The sequence below is a fragment of the Marinicella rhabdoformis genome, assembly GCF_009671245.1.
Taxonomy (GTDB): Bacteria; Pseudomonadota; Gammaproteobacteria; order Xanthomonadales; family Marinicellaceae; genus Marinicella; species Marinicella rhabdoformis.
In genome coordinates, this window is sequence record NZ_VTFS01000001.1 from 438516 (window position 1) to 458243 (window position 19728).

At 42.9% G+C, this 19728-nt stretch carries 17 protein-coding genes; 1 reads left to right on the top strand and 16 read right to left on the bottom strand.

Going from position 1 to position 19728, the window contains the following annotated elements; translation table 11 throughout:
• Positions 1-30 precede the first annotated feature (30 nt).
• The 6 genes from clpA to pyk form a co-directional block, all read right to left on the bottom strand.
• Positions 31-2298, bottom strand: a complete 2268-nt coding sequence (gene clpA / locus FET73_RS01970; RefSeq protein ID WP_154223062.1) for an ATP-dependent Clp protease ATP-binding subunit ClpA — start codon at positions 2296-2298, stop codon at positions 31-33.
• Entirely contained in the window at positions 2298-2618 is a 321-nt protein-coding gene (gene clpS / locus FET73_RS01975) for an ATP-dependent Clp protease adapter ClpS (RefSeq protein ID WP_154222229.1), read from the bottom strand. The genes clpA and clpS overlap by 1 nt, the downstream gene beginning before the upstream one ends.
• Before the next feature lie 117 nt (positions 2619-2735).
• A complete protein-coding gene (locus tag FET73_RS01980; RefSeq protein WP_179952056.1) occupies positions 2736-4676 on the bottom strand; it encodes a transglutaminase TgpA family protein in 1941 nt (646 codons plus the stop codon).
• A 38-nt stretch (positions 4677-4714) separates the two neighbouring features.
• Positions 4715-5662 (bottom strand): DUF58 domain-containing protein, encoded by a 948-nt coding sequence (locus tag FET73_RS01985; RefSeq protein ID WP_154222231.1) that lies wholly within the window; start codon positions 5660-5662, stop codon positions 4715-4717.
• Entirely contained in the window at positions 5662-6561 is a 900-nt protein-coding gene (locus FET73_RS01990) for an AAA family ATPase (protein WP_154222232.1), read from the bottom strand. Before FET73_RS01990 ends, FET73_RS01985 begins: the two co-directional genes overlap by 1 nt.
• A gap of 261 nt (positions 6562-6822) precedes the next feature.
• On the bottom strand, positions 6823-8241 hold the full coding sequence (gene pyk, locus FET73_RS01995; protein WP_154222233.1) for a pyruvate kinase: 1419 nt from the start codon (positions 8239-8241) through the stop codon (positions 6823-6825).
• A gap of 109 nt (positions 8242-8350) precedes the next feature.
• Here pyk and FET73_RS02000 point away from each other — a divergent pair, with 109 nt between their 5' ends.
• The gene (locus tag FET73_RS02000) at positions 8351-8740 is read left to right on the top strand and encodes a hypothetical protein (RefSeq protein WP_154222234.1); all 390 of its coding nucleotides are present in this window, start codon (positions 8351-8353) and stop codon (positions 8738-8740) included.
• 23 nt (positions 8741-8763) lie between these two features.
• Here the strand turns inward: FET73_RS02000 and FET73_RS02005 are convergent, their stop codons facing one another.
• The 10 genes from FET73_RS02005 to metG all read right to left on the bottom strand — a co-directional run bounded on the left by FET73_RS02005 (position 8764) and on the right by metG (position 19611).
• Positions 8764-9786, bottom strand: coding sequence for a GGDEF domain-containing protein (locus tag FET73_RS02005; protein ID WP_154222235.1), 1023 nt, complete (start codon positions 9784-9786; stop codon positions 8764-8766).
• An 89-nt stretch (positions 9787-9875) separates the two neighbouring features.
• Positions 9876-11291: an exodeoxyribonuclease I gene (gene sbcB / locus FET73_RS02010; protein ID WP_154222236.1), complete on the bottom strand. Its 1416-nt coding sequence runs from the start codon at positions 11289-11291 to the stop codon at positions 9876-9878.
• A gap of 1 nt (position 11292) precedes the next feature.
• Positions 11293-12171, bottom strand: coding sequence for a DUF368 domain-containing protein (locus FET73_RS02015; protein ID WP_154222237.1), 879 nt, complete (start codon positions 12169-12171; stop codon positions 11293-11295).
• The gene (locus tag FET73_RS02020) at positions 12168-12818 is read right to left on the bottom strand and encodes an electron transport complex subunit E (protein ID WP_154222238.1); all 651 of its coding nucleotides are present in this window, start codon (positions 12816-12818) and stop codon (positions 12168-12170) included. The genes FET73_RS02015 and FET73_RS02020 overlap by 4 nt, the downstream gene beginning before the upstream one ends.
• Positions 12811-13485 carry an electron transport complex subunit RsxG gene (gene rsxG / locus FET73_RS02025; protein WP_154222239.1) on the bottom strand — a complete coding sequence of 225 codons (675 nt, stop codon included), beginning with the start codon at positions 13483-13485 and terminating at the stop codon, positions 12811-12813. The genes FET73_RS02020 and rsxG overlap by 8 nt, the downstream gene beginning before the upstream one ends.
• A complete protein-coding gene (locus tag FET73_RS02030; protein ID WP_154222240.1) occupies positions 13482-14594 on the bottom strand; it encodes an RnfABCDGE type electron transport complex subunit D in 1113 nt (370 codons plus the stop codon). Before FET73_RS02030 ends, rsxG begins: the two co-directional genes overlap by 4 nt.
• Positions 14587-16149 (bottom strand): electron transport complex subunit RsxC, encoded by a 1563-nt coding sequence (rsxC, locus tag FET73_RS02035; protein WP_154222241.1) that lies wholly within the window; start codon positions 16147-16149, stop codon positions 14587-14589. Before rsxC ends, FET73_RS02030 begins: the two co-directional genes overlap by 8 nt.
• A gap of 38 nt (positions 16150-16187) precedes the next feature.
• Positions 16188-16769: an electron transport complex subunit RsxB gene (gene rsxB / locus FET73_RS02040; protein ID WP_154222242.1), complete on the bottom strand. Its 582-nt coding sequence runs from the start codon at positions 16767-16769 to the stop codon at positions 16188-16190.
• Between the two features lie 28 nt (positions 16770-16797).
• A complete protein-coding gene (gene rsxA / locus FET73_RS02045) occupies positions 16798-17376 on the bottom strand; it encodes an electron transport complex subunit RsxA (RefSeq protein ID WP_154222243.1) in 579 nt (192 codons plus the stop codon).
• Between the two features lie 171 nt (positions 17377-17547).
• The gene (gene metG, locus FET73_RS02050) at positions 17548-19611 is read right to left on the bottom strand and encodes a methionine--tRNA ligase (RefSeq protein WP_154222244.1); all 2064 of its coding nucleotides are present in this window, start codon (positions 19609-19611) and stop codon (positions 17548-17550) included.
• Positions 19612-19728: the final 117 nt, after the last annotated feature.

Genomic DNA, 19728 nt, shown 5'->3' on the forward strand with positions numbered 1-19728 from the left:
GCCTTAAAAGGCTCAATGAACAGCATTTCATCATGGCGTGGTTTCTTCTACTGATAACAAACGCGTATTTGATAAAATATCAAACTGCAGAGCATCGTTTAACAGCTTGATTTTCACTGTACCGCCTTGTTTCAACTCTCCAAACAAAATGTCATCAATCAATGGTTTTTTAACGAATTGATCGATTGCCCTGTGCATGGGTCTTGCCCCCATTTCAGGGTTATATCCTTGATTGACTAACCAAGTACGGGCTTCTGGACTGAGGCTGAATGTGATCTGATTTTCTGACAATTGCTGTTCTAATTCTATCATCAGCTTATCAACGATTTTTTCAACATGCTCGTGTTGTAAAGCTGCAAAGGGCACGATGGCATCCAGTCTGTTTCTGAACTCAGGCGAGAACAAACGGTTGATATCTAGCATCGCATCACTGGAATGGTCTTGTTCAGTGAAACCAAAACTGCTCTTTCCGTGTGCTTGTGCACCTGCATTGGTGGTCATTACCACCAGTACATTTCTGAAATCAGTTTCACGGCCATTTGAGTCCGTCAATTTCCCGTTGTCCATCACTTGTAACAATATATTCAAGACATCAGGATGTGCTTTCTCAATTTCATCTAATAGCACAACACAATGCGGCGTTTGATTGACCCTTTCAGTCAACTGGCCACCTTGCTCATGTCCCACATAACCTGGTGGCGAACCGATCAATTTTGAAACGGTATGCGCCTCCATATATTCTGACATATCAAAACGCAGTAATTTCAATCCCAAATGATGCGAAAGCTGACGAACCACTTCTGTTTTACCGACACCTGTAGGACCTGCAAACATCAGATTAGCAACGGTACGATGATCACGTACCATGCCGGCACGCGACATTTTGATCGCCGTTGCTAAAATATCTATTGCTTCATCTTGGCCAAAAATCACATGGCGTAGGCTGCGGCCAATTGACTTCAGCTTCAAAGCCTCATCTTGTGCCACATCTTCCAATGGCACCTTGGCAATACTGGCAACCACACGTTTAATATCACTGCTGTCTATCTGTTCAGCATTCTTGCCATGGATATTTTGCCAAGCACCGGCTTCATCTATAGCATCTATGGCTTTGTCTGGCAAAAACTTATCTGTGATGTGCTTGCTGGACAATTCCACTGCATCAAAGAGTGCCTGATCACTATAAGTCACTTTATGAAAACCCTCAAAGTTGGCTTTTAAACCTTTTAGGATTTCTACTGTTTCTTGTTTGCTTGGTTCTGCAATGGTTATTTTTTGGAACCGCCTGGCCAATGCCCGGTCTTTATCAAAAATCTGTCTTGATTCATCTTGGGTGGTAGCACCAATACAGCGCATGTTTCCTGAGGCCAAAACAGGCTTCAATAAATTAGAAGTATCCAAAGAACCACCTGACACCGCCCCTGCACCAATTATGGTGTGTATTTCATCAATAAACATCACCGCATGAGGTATTTTCTTGATGTATTGAATAACCAGTTTCAAACGCTTCTCAAAGTCACCCCGATATTTTGTTCCTGCCATCAAACTGCCCATGTCGAGTGCAAAAACTCGAGTATCTTTCATCACATCTGGCACTTCATGGTTTACAATTTTCAAGGCCAAGCCTTCAGCCATGGCGGTTTTACCTACTCCAGGCTCACCGACTAACAAAGGGTTATTTTTAGATCGACGCATCAAAACTTGAATCATACGCTCAATTTCTGAATCGCGACCAATCAATGGATCAACACCACCTTTTTTGGCTTTTGCGTTGAGGTCAGTTAAGAATTCTTTGACGCTGGTAGTCTTTTGTGATTCAGCCTCTTTTTCTGTACTTGTGGGTACCGCTTTATCACCTGCCTCTTCAGACTCATTGACACCATGGGCTATACAACGCACCACATCAAATCTGGTGATGCCTTGTTTGTTCAGCAAGTACACAGGATGTGCATCAACTTCATCAAACATTGCCACCAAAACACGATCACCTTTCACTTGCTTCAGTTCAGCTGACTGTGCAGAATATATGGCACGTTGAATGACCCGCCTGAATGCCAAAGTGGGTTGTGTATCTTGATCCACATCAGCTGGAATGATTGTCACATGCTGCGTAATTAAATCTTCCAACTCTTGTTTTAACAACGCCACATCTGCACCCACTGCATCCAAAACTTTGAGTGCATGCTTGTTTTTAAGCAACCCCAACATCAAATGCTCCATGGTTAACATTTCATGGCGGTGGTGGCGTGCGTATTTATATATTTGATTGACTGTATTGTCTAAATGTAAATCTAACATCACATCACCTCTGTTACACACAATAATGGGTGCTCATTTTCACGAGCAAATTCATTCACTATGGTCGATTTGGTTTCAGCCACTTCATGGGTAAATACACCGCACAATCCTTTGCCTCTTGTGTGTACGTGAAGCATAATTTGCGTCGCCTTTTGTTCGTCCATTCTAAAAAATCGCATCAATACTTCTATGACGAAATCCATGGGTGTGTAGTCATCATTCAACAGCACCACTTTATACATTTGAGGTTCTTTGAATTCATGCTCAACCTGTTCTAACAGTTCGGCATCTATATTGTATGGGTTGTTTTCGTTGCTCATTGCTATTTTTATTGAAATATAACTGCTATTTAAGGTGCTTCCACCTGAATTTCAAGTAGGCAATCTTTCAGTGTTAAAACACACTGCTTTTTGCAACCATAATCTGTTTAATTATAATTATAAAGCTTTTCGTGTTTTAATTGCTTCAAGCAATTGTTGTAATTGATGAATATAGGCTTTGTTGTTTTGTTGCCCAGGACCAAATCGGGCTTTCAAATACAACCTTTCAAATTGTGTCAACAAAGGGCTTAAATCTTCTCTTGTAGCGATGATCAGTCGATTATTCGTACGTAAACCACGTTGTAAAGCCACGTCCCATTCTGATTTAGGCCATAATAAATGAACATACTGGCGGTATATTTTTTGATAGTCAGAATATACTGGACGGCCTCTATACCACAACCAGGCAGCAACCAAAAGACTCAACAGCAATAGCATACTTGCCATGACCAATGCAATTTCAGTACTGTCATGGTGTTTAAAACCCATCAATTCAAACATCGCATTTTGTTTTGACACATTAAAATCACGTACCCAACGGTTCCATTTATACCTCATCGTATCCAAACTTTCTCTAGAGTCACGTAACCACTCAAAATCAAACCAATGACGGGGTTGTTCAATGATAGATTGGGCACCTGTTGAAAGCCTTTCAGGTGACACCACGGATGTGGGATCAACACGATGCCATGATCCAACACCTGGCTGTGATTCGATAAACACTTCAGCCCAGGCATGTGCATCAGATTGCTTTATCAGCAAATAATCTCCCATATCCACACCGCCCTGATACCCGGTAACCACACGAGATGGGATTCCTGCCATCCTCATCATGATGACAAAAGTTGATGCATAATGCTCACAAAAACCACGCTTTGTTTCAAATAAGAATTGGTCAATAACATGCCCTGAAAGTGACGGTGGTGTGTATGAATAAAAAAAACCTTGTTGATTAAAGTGCGCCAGTGCTTTATTTACAATTGTGGTTGTAGGTTGTTGATTTTGATCAGCGACCCACGAACGCATCATCTCCAATGTTTTGGGGTTCATTTCCTTAGGATAATTGAGCAAACTTGCTCTTTCATTGGCAGTTAGTTCTTGATCTAAAGCATCCAATAAAATTGACTTCACATCATAATGCTTTATTTGATTAATTTTTGTCGGTGAATACATACTTGAATCTGACAGAAGGAATGCACCTTGAAAACCACTCAACACATAATCCAAACCAAACATATAATGTTGACCTGTGGCTTCTTGCTCAATTTGATAGCTCACCACGTTGTCAGGGTTGAATTTTTTTATAGCAGGCCTTAATTGTGCCCTCTGTCTCGTCCAAGTTTCTCCGTCATAATTGCTTAAAACAGGCCCGCGCCAATACAAATCTTTGCTTTCAGGCATTTTACCAGAATCAAAAGTCGCTCTAAAAGCGGGTGAATCATCCATAAAAAGTTCAACAATAGAACCTGGGCTCATGCTATCTGATATCCCAGTCTTACCTTCCCCAAATATATCTGGAGAACCCCATATTGGAGAACCCAAACGCGGAAAAAACAGAAAAAACACAATCGCAAAAGGTATACCTGCGGCCATCAGGCCAGCAGTCTTTTTTAACTGCCTCTTATCTAACCAGCCTCCTACTTTATCAAACTGCAATAAGAATAAAGCATGACTGCTGGCGAATGTTGCCAACAACAAATAAAAAATCAATATCAAATCTTGCGAATAAAGGAACCGAGTCATGATAACAAAATAGCACAACATGGCGACCAAATAGGCATCACGCCTTCGGTACAACTCCAATAATTTCATGACCGTCATCGTCAGCAAGATGCTGACACTCACCTCCCTTGAAATACCAAAGCCTTGCGAATAAGCCAAAAAAATCACTGCAGCGACGGCCAACAAACTCAAGACCAAAGCATGCCCTTTTTTAATATGGTTTATCTGTGCATATACACGATAACCCACAACCACAAAAGTCATAGGCAAAAACCAAATCGGCAACCGGCCAATTTGTGGCAATACCGAAATCAAAACGGCCAAAATCAACCACAATAATTGCTTGTCACTCAGCTCTGATTTGATGCTCGCTTTTAATTTGGCGATGACTCACCTCCACCAAAGAGTGCCAATTGCTTTAAACACAAAGCCATTTGTGCTGCTCCATGCGTCATCTCACTGGAAAATCCCGGTAAAACCAATTGATAATCTATGTTTTCATGTTCAGCCTGTATCACCCAAGCAGCCAAACGAGACAATTTGGCTTCCGTATGGGCCATGTGCATTTGTTCAAAGTCAAACATCATATGTTTTCCTTGTGTTGACTCATATTGTTTCACCCAAGTTTTGTCACTTTGGGCTGTTTTTTTCCAGGCGATGTCACGCAGCGGGTCTCCTACTTGGTATTCTCTCACACTGGCCAATTCATCACCTTTTATGGGCAAGTCTTTTTCACCATCAACGCCACCATGACTTGGATAAGCCGGAACAGGCCTTTCCGGTTTGGGGTATACCAACGCACTTGTATCAGGCGTACAATACACCCAAACTGTAAACAAACCCATTGGATATCGCGTGAATAATTTAATCCTGGGTACCGGCTCATAACCGCGTTTGATGGTTTCAAAGTGAAAAGGCAACAGCCCCACACCATGCTCAATATGAGCCACCTTTTCTTTGCCCAATGATGAACTCACCACTTGCCATTTATCTTGGGAGTGACACAGCTCTAATTGTGCTTCTGCTACATCACCTAAAAATACTGGCTCAACTTTGATTCGCCTCAATGTGATATTTCGCATATTGAAAAATGTCTGCAACAACATCACTTGTGTCATACCAAATAACAAAAAAACCAACATCAAGCCCATGTTGTTATTGAAATTCAACGCCGCCATCAACATGACCACCCAAATGACTGCAAAAAATAAGCCGGGTTTACTGGGCAGCACATAAATCCGCCGCCAATTAAATTCCACAGGCAACGGCTCAACACCTCGACGATTGATAAAACCATCAATAAATGTCTTGATTTTAACCATCAAGTAAACGGTGTGTCTGCTGCAATCTGATGAATGATTTTTTTAACTACATCGAAGCCCTGGCTCGACACCAAACGGTGTCTACAAACAGGATAAAAAGCATCGGCAACATCTTCTGGAATTAAAAAATCACGACCTGCCATAAAAGCCATAGCTTGAGACAGTTTAAAAAAAGACAAGCCAGCCCTGGGAGATAAACCGTGAGCTAAATCAGGATGTTGTCGTGTTTGCGCAATCAACTGCTGTAAATGATCTAACACCTCTTCACTGGCATGGACTTCTGAAACTTGTTGTTGCCATTTTTTAAGTTGGCTGACATCAGCTAAAGGCTTTAAAGGTTCATATAAGCCTTTCAAATAAGCTTGACTGTAGAGCGCACGTTCACTTTCTCGACTGGGATAACCCAAAGACAAGCTGATAATGAACCGGTCCAATTGTGAATGTGGGAGGTGATAAGTGCCGGCATCATCCATGGGATTTTGTGTCGCCATCACAAAAAACACCTCTTCTAAATCATAGGTTGTGCCATCCATGCTGACTTGATTTTCAGCCATGGCCTCAAGCAATGCGCTTTGTGTTTTCGGTGTCGCACGATTAAGCTCATCTGCTAATAGGAACTGGGTGAATATGGGCCCCTTGTGGTAAGTAAAGCTTTGTTCTTTTCCATCATATATACTGACACCCAAAACATCACTGGGCATCATGTCAGAGGTTAATTGAACACGTGTATAGTCCATGCCGAAAGTTTGTGCTAAAGCTGCCGCCAAGGTCGTTTTTCCAAGTCCCGGCCTGTCCTCAAGTAAAACATGACCACCGGCTAACAAGGCAGCAATGACCAACTTAATCTGAGGTTCTTTGTCTAAAATTTTAGCACCAATGGCGTCAACCATATGCTTCATAGGGTTCGTATCCAAATTTTTTTTGCTCCTAGTCAATGACTCAATAGACCGTAAATGGCCAATATAATTTCATTGATTCTAACTGAGGTTTGTCAATTTTTAAACCACGCCCTCAAAGAGACTGAGGCGTTACTGGTTTTATTGTAGGTGCTGTGGGATGAATTTTTTGTCGAAATGTACAACAAAGGCAGCTGTAACATCAGTTTGAACATAAATCAGAAGCTCCCAACCAAGGTGTAAGAAGCTTCCCTTTTCAATTAATCACAAAGTTTCAACGCGGATTAAATTAGTTGTGCCTGACTGACCAAAAGGTACACCAGCAGTGATGATGAACTGGTCATTGGGCTTGGCTTCTTTGTGATCAACAATCACTTGTTTGGCAATTTCAACCATCTCATCAGAGTTGGTCGCATCTTCACTCAACACTGGCTGAATACCCCAAGAAAGTGTGAGTTGATGGCATGATTTGATTGAAGGTGAAACGGCTAATACGGTTGTTGGCACCCTATTTCTTGCTACACGAAGCGCTGTTGCACCTGAGCTTGAAAAACAACACATCACTTTAAGCCCAAGTGTTGATGCCATATGACAGGCTGCAGAAGAAACCGCATCCGGTGTATTTTTTTCAGCCCTGACTTTACGTTCAACCATGCGTTCTTTGTAATCACCATCAGCTTCTACTGTTTTGGCAATCGTGTCCATAGTTTCTACAGCTTTTACAGGAAAGTCACCGGTGGCAGTTTCAGCAGACAACATCACGGCATCAGTCCCATCGAAAATGGCATTCGCCACATCATTGGCCTCAGCTCGAGTGGGTATTGGGCTGTGAATCATAGACTCCAGCATCTGCGTTGCAGTTACCACTGGTTTTCCTTTTTCTCTGGCCTTTCTGATTAACCGTTTTTGTAACATGGGCACTTTTTCAGCTGACAACTCAACACCCAAGTCACCACGAGCTACCATGATGCCATCGGCCGTTTTTAATATTTCTTTGTAATTTCGAATGGCACCCGGCTTTTCAATTTTTGCCATTAACTTGGCATTTGATTCATTCAGCGAAAGGTAATGCTTGGCCAACAACAAATCATCCCGGTTTCTAACAAAACTCAAAGCCACCCAATCCACGTCCAAAGCCGCACCAGTGGCGATGTCTTCAATGTCTTTTTTTGTTACAGCTGCCAAGGATAAATCTGCAGATGGAATGTTAATGCCTTTGTTGTTACTCAGCACACCACCTCGCACCACTTCAGAATGAATGGTACCGGCTTTCACTTCAACCACTTTCAATGACAACCGCCCATCATCCAACAAAATCACATCATTGGCTTTAACGTCCTTATACAAGCCACTGTAACTGATTCCAACACCATGTTCATCTCCAGCTTTCGTCTTGTCCGCATACAACTTGAACCGCTGACTTTCGGTTAAAGTCACCCTGTCATTTTTGAATCGACCTACCCTGATTTTTGGCCCTTGTAAGTCCTGTAAAATACCCACAATGACACCCAAACTTTTGGCCACTTGACGAATGTTTTTTACATTGTTTTCATGGTCTTCTGCAGTACCATGTGAGAAATTAAGGCGGAACACATTCACACCAGTTTGAATGAGTGTTTTGATTTGATCTGGGGAAGAACTTGCTGGGCCCAAAGTTGCTACAATCTTGGTTTTCCTTTTCATGAATAAGACAGAGAAGTAAAAAACTTTATGATAAACTTTTTTTATCAAACTTTCATGTCAATTTGATGGTCAATAGATATAATATTCTTTGCTTTTAATTAAAAATACCATGGCCTTAATCAATTGCCCATCTTGTAGAACCAAAATATCAACCATAGCAGAGGCTTGTCCCAATTGCGGCTTTGCCATGAAAAAGGACGGCAAAGCCAACCCTGAAGAAATCAAACTCTTCCTCAAAAGACAACTGAGAGATCGCATGTACATCTTGAGGATGTTCAGTTACGTTGCCATGAGTATTACCATGATTGGTGCACTGCCCATGCTTTGGGATTACATCAAAGGGTTAGAAATTGGTGAAGCTGTTGTGCTGAAAGAACATTGGGGCATTTATGTTGTTGCGATTGGATTTTTTTGCTACCTCATCATTCGAGGCACCATGATTTATGTTAAATCAGAGCATCGAAAAAAGTGGAAAGAAGCCAATAACTTGATTAATTAATCAGTATTCAATGATCATTGCACTTAGCCTTGATTAATTACCAAGTTCCTGCCTGAAGATTTTGCCATATACAGTCGCCTGTCCGCTTCAGCATGTAACGCTTTGAAAGAAATGTGCTTATCATCACTGACTGAGACTCCACAACTCACCGAGTAAGTCAAAGCCTCACCATCAACTTCAATCTTTTGTGCAGAAACCTGGGTCCTGATAGATTCAGCCAAAATAGAAGCCTGTTCTAAACTGGTATTAGCACAAATCAAACAGAACTCTTCACCTCCTATTCGGAATGCATGGTTTGGATGATTGACACAATCATTAATGACTTTTGAAAAGTTTTTTAAAATCAAATCACCAATATCATGACCATGCGTATCATTGATGACTTTAAAGTGATCTAAATCCAAAACAACCACAGCCAACTGCTTATATTTGAACTGTGTTTGACTTTGGGCTGCTTCAAAATAGGTTTGAAGCAAGCTTCTATTATTCAAGCCCGTTAAGTGATCGGTACTTGCCATTTTCTTTAGCTTGGCTTGAGAATCAACTGTAGCTTTTTCATAAGCATGAGATAGACCCCAAGTAAGCAATGTCCCAAAAACAATATTGGCCACAGAAGCCGCCTCCTTTAATTCAACGGGCAAATCAATGAAAACCAAGAAAGACAGCACGAACAACGTCAAAAAAAATAACGTCATTAGGAAACCACGTTTTAATCCGAGTAACAGATACGAAATTAAAGGAATGACTTGAACCCAAATATAAATGTTGCTACTGACATTGCTTCTGGTTAATGCAAACAACATCAGAGCATAAAAAATCAACACATAAGTCATCGTCAATTGTCGAAATTTTGCCAACGGCAATTTTCGATAAACTTGAAAAAACAACCACAAAGATATGCCACCTGCAACCAACTCTAAACTGGCAAGCAGGAATAAACCTCTATTGAAATTGATCAGAAAAAAAATCAAACCACCCAATGCCGTAATAAACAAGAGGGCTTTAAATACCCGTCTCTTATAAGGGTTGACTTGAGATTCAATCATGTATTTTGGGGGTTTGTGGTGGTGGATAACGCCCTACATGATAACTAAAAACAAAAATGAACACAAATTCAGTTTTAATGAACGGTAAATTATCCGAATTGATTCATGACGAATTGTTCGACTTGATCAAGAATCAATTGCTTGTCTGTATCTGGGTATTCAGCACGAACACGTTCCAATTCTTCAAACCACCACTCAAAGCCGTCACCATACCTTTGGTTCAGACGTTCAGATACTGACTGTTGCCAATCGGTTTGTTCCTCAGCAGTGAGTAATTCTGGGAAGTTTCTCGCTTTATAACGTTTCAACAGCTCATCTGCACGCGCATCTTTTAATCCAGAATCACCCCAAGGTAAGGTTTGTGGATCGGCGGCCTGCCAAGCTGATAACTCCGCTTTGTCTTGGTAGCTGAAAAAGCCTGAGTAGATCATTTCATCAACATCATCAGAGGCGTTTTCATACTTTTGATTGAACACCTCAGCCGCTTTTTTAGCCACGCTGGGGTCCGCTTTGATTAATTCCAAATGTGCTTTACAGGCAGGGTAATCCAAATTCAATCGTTCTAAGTCCACACCCTTTAAGACGGACAGCGGCGCAACAAAAGGCACCTTATTGATGTGTACCGTTTTCAATGGGACTCGCTCAACGCCTTCTGGCAAATCTGCAGTAGGCGTATATATCCTGTCTCTGATGTCATTCACAGACAATGACAACAAATCTTGCGGTGCAGCTGCCAAATCATAACAGACCACACCATTTTTATTGGTCGGGTGCATGGCCAAAGGGACAAACACGGACAAACAACCCCGAGATGCTGGAATCTTGCCACTGACATGAACAAATGGTTGCATCAACTGCCAGTTCAATAAAGTCCTGACCGTGTCTTTGTTGCGTAAACCCAATGCAAATTCAAACAATTTGGGCTGTTTTTGTTTGACCAAGCGTGCCATTTGTATGGTGGCTTCCACATCAGATAAGGCATCATGAGCCGCCTCATGCTTCAAACCATTGGCTTCGGTCAACATTTCCAAACGAAAACTGGGCATACCGTCTTCTCGATTTGGCCATGTGATGCCTTCAGGGCGCAAGGCATAACAAGCGCGCATCAAGTCCAGCACATCCCAACGCGAATTACCGTTCATGTATTCGCGTTGATAAGGGTCAAATAAGTTGCGGTAAAACAATGACCTGACACACTCGTCATCAAATCGAATGCTGTTATAACCCACCGCACAGTTATTTTCTTGTGACAAAATGTCATGAATTTTAGCGGCAAAATCAACCTCCTTCATGCCCTTTTCTTGGCATTCTTGCGGCGTGATGCCAGTTATCATGCAACTTTCTGGCGAGGGCAAATAATCCAAAGTGGGCTGACAATAAAACATGTCAGGATCACCAATAGGATTCAAGTCCTCATCTGTCCTGATGCCAGCAAATTGCGCAATCCGATCAAACCTCGGGTTGATGCCAAAAGTTTCCAAGTCATACCAATAGAATGTTTTCATTTCATCGCTCCATTTTTTTGCGGACAACTTTCTTGCTGTCAAATTTTGCCAACAGCCAAACCACTGTGGCCGCCAGCACCATCATTGAAATTGCCATCGCCAATTGTGGCTGCTCAGTTGCCATTGGCATGACATTAGTGGCAGCTACTTTCCAAGGCCAAACTTTAATCAACGTGCCCAACATCAGTCCTGACAAAAAGAAAATCATGGCCCGATAAAAATTCGACATCAACCACTTCAATACTTTTGAAAAAACCAATAAGCCAATCAAACAACCGAAAGCAAACACCAAAAGCACCATATAGTTTTTGTCAGATACGGCTTGAAGCAACACTTCATACTTGCCCAATAGCAACAAAATCAAAGAGCCAGACAAGCCAGGTAATATCATGGCACAAATCGCTATGGCACCTGCCATGAACACACCCAGTAATCCACTGGGTAACACTTCACCCACTTGCGTGCTGAGCAGGTAACTCAAAGCAATGCCCAACAACAAAAACAACAAATGGAAAATAGGCCCTTTCTTTTGCTGTGACAGCAACAAGACCGCAGAGGCCACTATCAAACCAAAGAAAAAGGACCACGTTGGAATGGCTTGACTGGCCAATAAGTATTTAATCAAAGAGGCAAACACCAAAATCGAAGTAACCATGCCTGCAAATACAGACAACAAGAACCAACCATCAATTTGTCGCCAAAATGCTTTGAACTGCCCGGTAAACAGTTGTTTAAAGGTCTCTCCATTGACTGAAGCCAAAGCCGTAATCAATCGCTGATAAATTCCAACAATCAAAGCAATCGTACCGCCAGACACACCCGGCACCAAATCGGCCACGCCCATCATCATGCCTTTTAAATAGGTAAACAGGTAGATCATATGTTGCCCTCTTTATTTTTTATATCTCGGTGATTCTTCCAAGCCACCAACAAGCCCAAAGCAAAGAAAGCCCCCGGCGGCAAGATGGCAATGAGAAAGCCGCCATAATCCGCTACCAATGTCACTTCTAAGTATCGACCTAAATCACCAAACAGTAAATGTGCTCCTTGAAATACAGTACCCTGTCCAATCACTTCACGCATCACGCCGATCAATATCAACACCAAGGCAAAGCCCAGACCAACAAAAAAACCATCTTTAAGTGCCAAACCCAAATCATTTTTTGATGCAAAAGCCTCAGCTCGAGCCATGATGACGCAGTTGGTCACGATCAATGGTATAAATATGCCTAAGGCCAAATACAGCTCATGAAAGTAAGCATTCATCATCATTTCCAAAGCTGTGACCACTGAAGCAATCAACAACACAAACAGCGGAATGCGGATTTCTTTGTGCGTAATAGGACGAATCACAGAAACCAAAACATTGGTCACCAATAAGACAAAAATGGTCGCCAGACCCATGCCTAAAGCATTGATGGCTGTATTGGATACGGCCAAAAGCGGACACAAACCCAACATCTGCACCAAGGCGGCATTGTTATCCCACAACCGTGTTTTGATGAACTTTTTATTTGCTTCATTCATCTTTTTTTCCTACTCGCGCCGATATTGCCGGCTCAGCTTCATGGGTTCTCATTCGCCAACCTTGCTTTTGCCATAGCTCTTGATGATTTTCAAAATATTTCAGCGCTTTTTTCACCGCCGAAACCACAGCCCTTGGTGTGATAGTGGCACCTGTGATTTGATCAAATTTTCCACCGTCTTTTTTTACTGACCATTCGGCTTGTGTTACTTTATTGAGCTGTTGACCTTCAAATTGTAGCAACCAATCGCCTTTGCGTCGCTCGATTAAATCACCCAATCCCGGTGTTTCTTTATGTCCCAACACTTCAACAGCCGTGATGCGGCCATCTGCCCTGACACCCACCATCAGTTCGATGTCACCTGAGTATCCATTTTGTGCGATGACTGGAATCGCAGCGACTGAAAACTCGCCTTTTAAATAGCCTAAATATACATCTGCGGCTTTTCTGTGCCCCAAAATAACAGGCTCATTAACCGTTAATTTTTCTGCCAACACATCATTATCGTAACTGCCTTCTGGCATCAGCAAAGCCAGTGACCTCATCAAGGCACGCTCTTTTTGTTCAGCAATGGGTGCGGCTGTAAAAGCATCAGATCCCATCAGTAATGCACTGGCCAACGCTGTCATCACAGCCAATATCAAAGGCAATAAATACTTCTTATTCATTCTCCGCCTTGCCCCTTTTTCTTGTTCTCATAAGAGTCTTTATGTCCATAGGCTTGGGGAATGGTCAATTGATCAATCAAAGGTGCTGCCATGTTCATCAGTAATACGGCAAAAGCCACACCATCAGGAAAAGAACCAAATTGTCGAATCAACACGGTCAAAATGGCCACACCCGCAGCAAATATCAACTTACCTTTCATGGATGAGCAGCCTGAAGTCGGATCAGTAGCAATAAAAAATGCCGCCAGCATCAAACCACCAGAAAAGACATGCTGCATCGGTGACATGAACGTATCAGAATCATAGGCATAAAACAGATAGGAAAAAACACAAGTCACTACCAACAACGTCACAGGCACATGCCAAGTGATGATTTTTTTATACAGCAAAACCAAGCCGCCGATGAACAACCAATTGGCCACCCATTCCCAACCCAACCCGCCAAAATCACCAAAGATTTTTTGCGTCACCACTTCACTGTAGGCCAAACCTTGTTGCTGACCTGTTTGTAATGCAGACAAAGGTGTGGCTGCAGTTACGGCATCAACTGTTGCGCCATCATGACCGCGAAATACCCAAGAAAGTATCTCTGTAACTGACAACGAAGCCTGATCCATGCCCCAAGGCGACAGCCACAAGGCCATGCTTTGAGGAAACGAAATCAAGATCACCGCAAAACCCACCATCGCTGGATTAAAAATATTGTGCCCTAAACCCCCATACAGGTGTTTGGCAACCACAATGGCAAAGAACATCCCAACAACAGCCACATACCAAGGCGCAATCGGCGAAATACACAGCGCAAACAATACCGCCGTCACTGGTACTGACAGGTCGCTCAGAAAAGGTTTGATGCGATGCGTGTTTGTTGCGTATCTTTTCCTTAAACACAAAAACTCAAATAACATGCCTGCACTGGTGGCAATGACAATTTGTACCAACAAACCGACCCCAAAATAAACCACATGGGCAACGGTGGCCGGCAACAAGGCAATCAACACCCAGGCCATGACTTTTTGCACACTGACTTTGGCGCGTTGGTGCGGTGCTGATGAAAGTTTTTTACCTGCAGGTATTTTAGTGGCTTGATTGTTAGCCTGGTCATTCATCACTTTGGCCCTCCTCTTTTTTGTCCTTCATTTGCTTGATGCGGGCTAAAACGTCTGAAATTTCTTTCTTCGCCACTTTCTTGTCTTTTAATTGACTGGTTTTGGCTCTCCTTTTCGCTTGCCTTTCTTGTTTTAATCTAATCAAACGCGCTTCCCTGGCTTCAAAACGTTCTTTGGCCTGCTCAGCTTTTGTTTTTTTGAAGTCTAAATAGCGCAGCTCGGCTTTACCATAGCGGTAAAAGTCTACCAAATCAATTTGGCTCGGACACACATAGGCACAAGCACCACATTCAATGCAGTCGAATAAATTGTGATCACGCGCCTTTTCTAAATCATTACCGTCTTCGTTGCCATTGATATACCAAAACAGCTGTTGTGGCAGCAGGTCTTGAGGGCAAACCTTGACACAATCGCCGCAACGAATGCACGGCATGTCATTATTTGGCATACCTAGATCTGGTAGCACTTGGTTTTCGGCTTTCATCAACAGCAAGCAGTTACTGGTTTTATCGATGCCAATGTCATCATCAGGCATAGCAAAACCCATCATTGGCCCACCGACAACCAAACGGCTTTGTTGTATTTCTTGCGCGCCCGCATCAGTCAGTAGGTCACGCATCGGCGTGCCAATTCGTGCCAAATAATTACAAGGTTTGGCAACCTGCTCTCCAGTAACCGTGATTACACGCTCAATCAAAGGTTGCCCCATATACACGGCATCATGTAAAGCTTTGGCTGTTGCAACATTCTGCATTAATACACCCAAAGCCAAAGGCGTTTCACCTGCTGGCACCTGCTTTCCAGTCAACACTTCTATCAACTGCTTTTCGCCACCTGTCGGATAAATACTCGGTACTTTGATAACAGAAAAGTGCTCAATATTTAACTCATTAATGGCAGCCTCTAATGCCGATTGCACACCACCCAAGCTGTCCTCAATGGCTATGATGGTTTGGAATGCATCAGCTGCTTGCATCATCAAAGCAGAGCCTTTGACCACTTCGATGGCCTGCTCCAACATCAAGCGCTCATCGCAGGCGATGTAAGGTTCACATTCGGCACCATTGATGACCAGTGTTTCAACTGCTCTTTGACCCGTTTTGTATTTAAGGTGCGTTGGAAAACCGGCGCCACCCATGCCCAAGATGCCCGCTGGTTTCATCACTTTTTGAATGTTATGTGCTGTGATTTCAGCCGGGTACAAAGGTGTTAAGTCACACCACTGGTCTTTACCATCTGTCTCAATTTCAATCACTGTTGCCAGCGCGGCATCAGGTGCGCTGCTTGGCCTTTGTTGAATCGAAACCACCGTTCCTGAACTGGAGGCATGTACATCTGATGCCATAGCGTACTCAGCTTTCGCAATACATTGGCCTTTAAAGACATAATCGCCCACTATGACAACAGGTACTGCTTCAAATCCACGATTGACCCGCAAAGAGATCAATAAACGTTGAGGAATAGGGGCTGTCTTGATTGTCTGTTGGTTGACTTGGGTTTTGTGGTGATCCAACACCAAGCCGCCGTGAAATTGTGCTAAATGAATGTCACCCATTACATGCTCGCCTCACAATATGGACTCATAGTTTAGCCTCACAATCTTGCCTCTCTGGCACTTTGCCACAAAGCCGGTTGCTGCTGCCTTTGAACCGTCACTGGCAAGGGTGTATCAATTTTAATGATGCAATCAACAGGACAGGCGGGAATACACAAATCACATCCAGTGCACTCAGCAGCAATCACTGTGTGCATCAATTTGGCCGCACCCACAATGGCATCAACGGGACAAACCTGAATACACTTGGTGCAGCCTATACAGTCAGGTTCTACAATTTCAACAATGGTATCTACTGTTTCTTGACCGTTTTCAGGGTTCAGTTCCAGCACTTCTAAATCCAACAACTCTGCCAGTTTTTTGATGCCTTCTTCACCACCAGGCGGGCATTGGTTAATCGGTGCATCACCTTTAGCAATCGCTTCGGCATAAGGCTTACAGCCAGGGTAGTCACATTGACCACACTGGGTTTGTGGCAAAATGGCATTGATTTGTTCTACCACTGGATTGCCTTCAACTTTGAATTTACGAGACACCCAGATAATCAAGATACCGAAAGCCAAAGCCAAAACGAACAAGGCAATTAAGGCACCAAAGTTATTCAGTAATCCGCTGTCCATTATGGCGTCTTCTTCATTGTGTCACCCTTCACTGTGTCATTCCTGAAAACCCCATAAAAGCCAAAGACATGATGCCTGCGGTCATTAATGCGATGGGTAAACCTCGAAATGCGGCGGGGACATTGGCCATTTCCAATCGTTCTCGGATGGCGGAAAACAACACCAACACCAAACCAAAACCGAATGAAGCACCCAAACCAAAGAATGCCGACTCCATTAAAGAATGCTGTTGTTGCACATTCAACAAGGCCACGCCCAAAACGGCGCAGTTGGTGGTGATCAATGGCAAGAACAAACCCAATACTTGGTAAAGTAAGGGAGAAGATTTGTGCAGAATCATTTCAGTGATTTGAACCGTCACGGCAATCACCAAAATAAAACTCAAAGTTTTGAGGTAGGCCAAATCCAATGGCACCAACAGATAAGTATTGACCAAATAACTGACAATTGACGATAAGGTCAAAACAAAAGCGGTGGCAAAACTCATGCCCAAAGCCGACTTAAACTGACTGGAAACACCCATGAAAGGACACAAACCCAAAAAGCGAACCAACACAAAGTTGTTCACAAAGGCCGCTCCCACAAATACCAGTAACCAATCAGTCATTTAACCTCTATTATTCCAATCTTAAATATTCCAATCTTAAATATTCCAATCTTAAATATTCCAATCTTAATTAACCCAACCGTCATTCCCGCGAAGGCGGGAATCTCATTGGCGAAACCAATGCGCGAAGCGCCCTCACCACTAGCTAACCACTGCCCACTCTAGGCCCAATTATTTAACACGCATCCCAGGAACAGCACCTTCATGCGGCTCTAAGATATACAAATCATCACCACCAGGACCTGCGGCCAAAACCATCCCTTCAGACAAGCCAAAGCGCATTTTTCTCGGTGCCAAATTCGCCACCATCACAGTGTGTTTACCTATTAAGTCCTCTGCTTTATAAGCTGACTTGATGCCAGCAAAAACATTCTTGGTGACACCACCCAAATCTAAGGTCAGCTGCAATAATTTATCCGCTTTCTCTACGGCTTTGGCATCGACAATTTTGACAATGCGCAAATCAATTTTAGCAAAGTCATCAAAAGCGATTTCGTCGCTGATAGGATCTTTGTCCAATTGACCATTGTTTTCAACTTGAATCACAGACGTTTCCTTGGCTTCCAAATCTTGTTTAGATGCTTCCATCACTTTCTCTAAGGTTTCAGCCTCAATTCGCGCCATCAATGGCTTGAACTTGTTGATTTCATGGTTAAACAAAGGTGAGTTAATCGCGTACCAATCATTCAAATCCACATTCAAAAAAGCTTCAGCTTTACGCGCTGTGAACGGAATCACAGGAGCCAACCAAGTCATCAACACCCTGAACAGGTTGATGCCCGTTGAGCACACTTGATGTACTTCTTCCATGCGTGACTCATCTTTGACAGCCACCCACGGTGCCATGTCCGCAATGTATTGGTTGGCTTTATCAGCCAATGCCATGATCTGGCGCACTGCCGCGTTGTATTTTCTCGCTTCGAACAGTTGGGCGATTTCATCCGAATGGCTCATGAACTCATCGTACAAAGCTTGATTGTGAAGTTCAGCTGACAATTTTGAATCAAATTTCTTTTTAATGAAGCCGGCACAACGTGAAGCAATGTTCACCACCTTACCCACCAAGTCTGAATTCACACGCTGACGGAAATCATCCATGCTCAAATCGATGTCCACCACGCCATCAGATAATTTGGCAGCAAAGTAATAACGCAAGTAATCTGGATTCAAATGATCTAAATATGTCGAAGCTTTGATAAAAGTACCACGTGATTTACTCATTTTGGTGCCATTGACCGTCAAGAAACCATGGACATATACCGCATTCGGTAATTTCATGCCAGCTCCTGACAGCATCGCAGGCCAGAACAAAGAGTGAAAATACAAAATGTCTTTACCAATGAAATGCACCATCTCATGGTCAGTGTTTGGATTTATCCAAGGCTCAAAAGCTTCACCTGTTTTGTCACAGATGTGTTTCAAACAAGCCAAATAACCGACTGGTGCATCCATCCAAACGTAAAAATACTTGTTCTCTTCACCAGGAATTTGAAATCCGAAATAAGGCGAGTCCCGAGAAATGTCCCAAGATTGCAATCCGGCCTCAAACCATTCGGCCAATTTATTACTCACTTCAGTTTGTAAGGTGCCCGAGTTCACCCAATCTTTCAACATGCCTTCGAATTGCTTCAAGTTGACAAACAAATGCTTCGATTCTTTCAGAATAGGCGTCGCACCAGAGACCGCAGATTTGGGGTTCTTCACTTCAGATGAGTCGTAAGTGGCACCACAAACCTCACAGTTATCACCATATTGGTCATCAGCGCCACATTTGGGGCAAGTACCTTTGACAAAACGATCTGGCAAGAACATTTCTTTTTCCGGATCGAAATACTGTTCAATCACTTTTGACTCAATGTGACCTGCACCTTTCAACTTCAAATAAATTTCTGAAACCAAGTTTTTGTTTTCTTCAGTGTGGGTCGAATGGTAGTGGTCATAAGAGATACCAAAACCCTGTAAATCTGCCCAATGCTCATCACGGATACCGTCTACCAAAGCTTCTGGTGTCATGCCCTGCTTTTCCGCATTCAGCATAATGGGCGTTCCGTGTGCATCATCGGCACAAAGGTATTTTACCTCATGCCCCAAAGAACGCATCAACCGCGCCCAAATATCTGATTGAGAATGCTCGACCAAATGGCCTAAATGCAAGGAACCACTGGCATAAGGCAAAGCCGACGTGACCAAGATTTTTCTGTTTTTATTGTTTTTATTTTCGTTGACTAGGGACATGAAATGACGCAAGTTTAAGTAAACCGCGTATTATCCCACGTATGACAAGCATTTAACAAGCCATCAAACCTGCTTTAAAAACATCTTTCACCCCCCATGGTCGCTGCCAAAAACAAT

Excerpts from the sequence above, each read along its gene's own strand:
- clpA (WP_154223062.1), bottom strand. The coding sequence starts at position 2,298 with ATGTTAGATTTACATTTAGACAATACAGTCAATCAAATATATAAATAC.
- clpS (WP_154222229.1), bottom strand. The coding sequence starts at position 2,618 with ATGAGCAACGAAAACAACCCATACAATATAGATGCCGAACTGTTAGAA.
- FET73_RS01985 (WP_154222231.1), bottom strand. The coding sequence starts at position 5,662 with ATGGTTAAAATCAAGACATTTATTGATGGTTTTATCAATCGTCGAGGT.
- FET73_RS01990 (WP_154222232.1), bottom strand. The coding sequence starts at position 6,561 with ATGAAGCATATGGTTGACGCCATTGGTGCTAAAATTTTAGACAAAGAA.
- pyk (WP_154222233.1), bottom strand. The coding sequence starts at position 8,241 with ATGAAAAGGAAAACCAAGATTGTAGCAACTTTGGGCCCAGCAAGTTCT.
- FET73_RS02000 (WP_154222234.1), top strand. The coding sequence starts at position 8,351 with ATGGCCTTAATCAATTGCCCATCTTGTAGAACCAAAATATCAACCATA.
- FET73_RS02005 (WP_154222235.1), bottom strand. The coding sequence starts at position 9,786 with ATGATTGAATCTCAAGTCAACCCTTATAAGAGACGGGTATTTAAAGCC.
- sbcB (WP_154222236.1), bottom strand. The coding sequence starts at position 11,291 with ATGAAAACATTCTATTGGTATGACTTGGAAACTTTTGGCATCAACCCG.
- FET73_RS02015 (WP_154222237.1), bottom strand. The coding sequence starts at position 12,171 with ATGATCTACCTGTTTACCTATTTAAAAGGCATGATGATGGGCGTGGCC.
- FET73_RS02020 (WP_154222238.1), bottom strand. The coding sequence starts at position 12,818 with ATGAATGAAGCAAATAAAAAGTTCATCAAAACACGGTTGTGGGATAAC.
- rsxG (WP_154222239.1), bottom strand. The coding sequence starts at position 13,485 with ATGAATAAGAAGTATTTATTGCCTTTGATATTGGCTGTGATGACAGCG.
- FET73_RS02030 (WP_154222240.1), bottom strand. The coding sequence starts at position 14,594 with ATGAATGACCAGGCTAACAATCAAGCCACTAAAATACCTGCAGGTAAA.
- rsxC (WP_154222241.1), bottom strand. The coding sequence starts at position 16,149 with ATGGGTGACATTCATTTAGCACAATTTCACGGCGGCTTGGTGTTGGAT.
- rsxB (WP_154222242.1), bottom strand. The coding sequence starts at position 16,769 with ATGGACAGCGGATTACTGAATAACTTTGGTGCCTTAATTGCCTTGTTC.
- rsxA (WP_154222243.1), bottom strand. The coding sequence starts at position 17,376 with ATGACTGATTGGTTACTGGTATTTGTGGGAGCGGCCTTTGTGAACAAC.
- metG (WP_154222244.1), bottom strand. The coding sequence starts at position 19,611 with ATGTCCCTAGTCAACGAAAATAAAAACAATAAAAACAGAAAAATCTTG.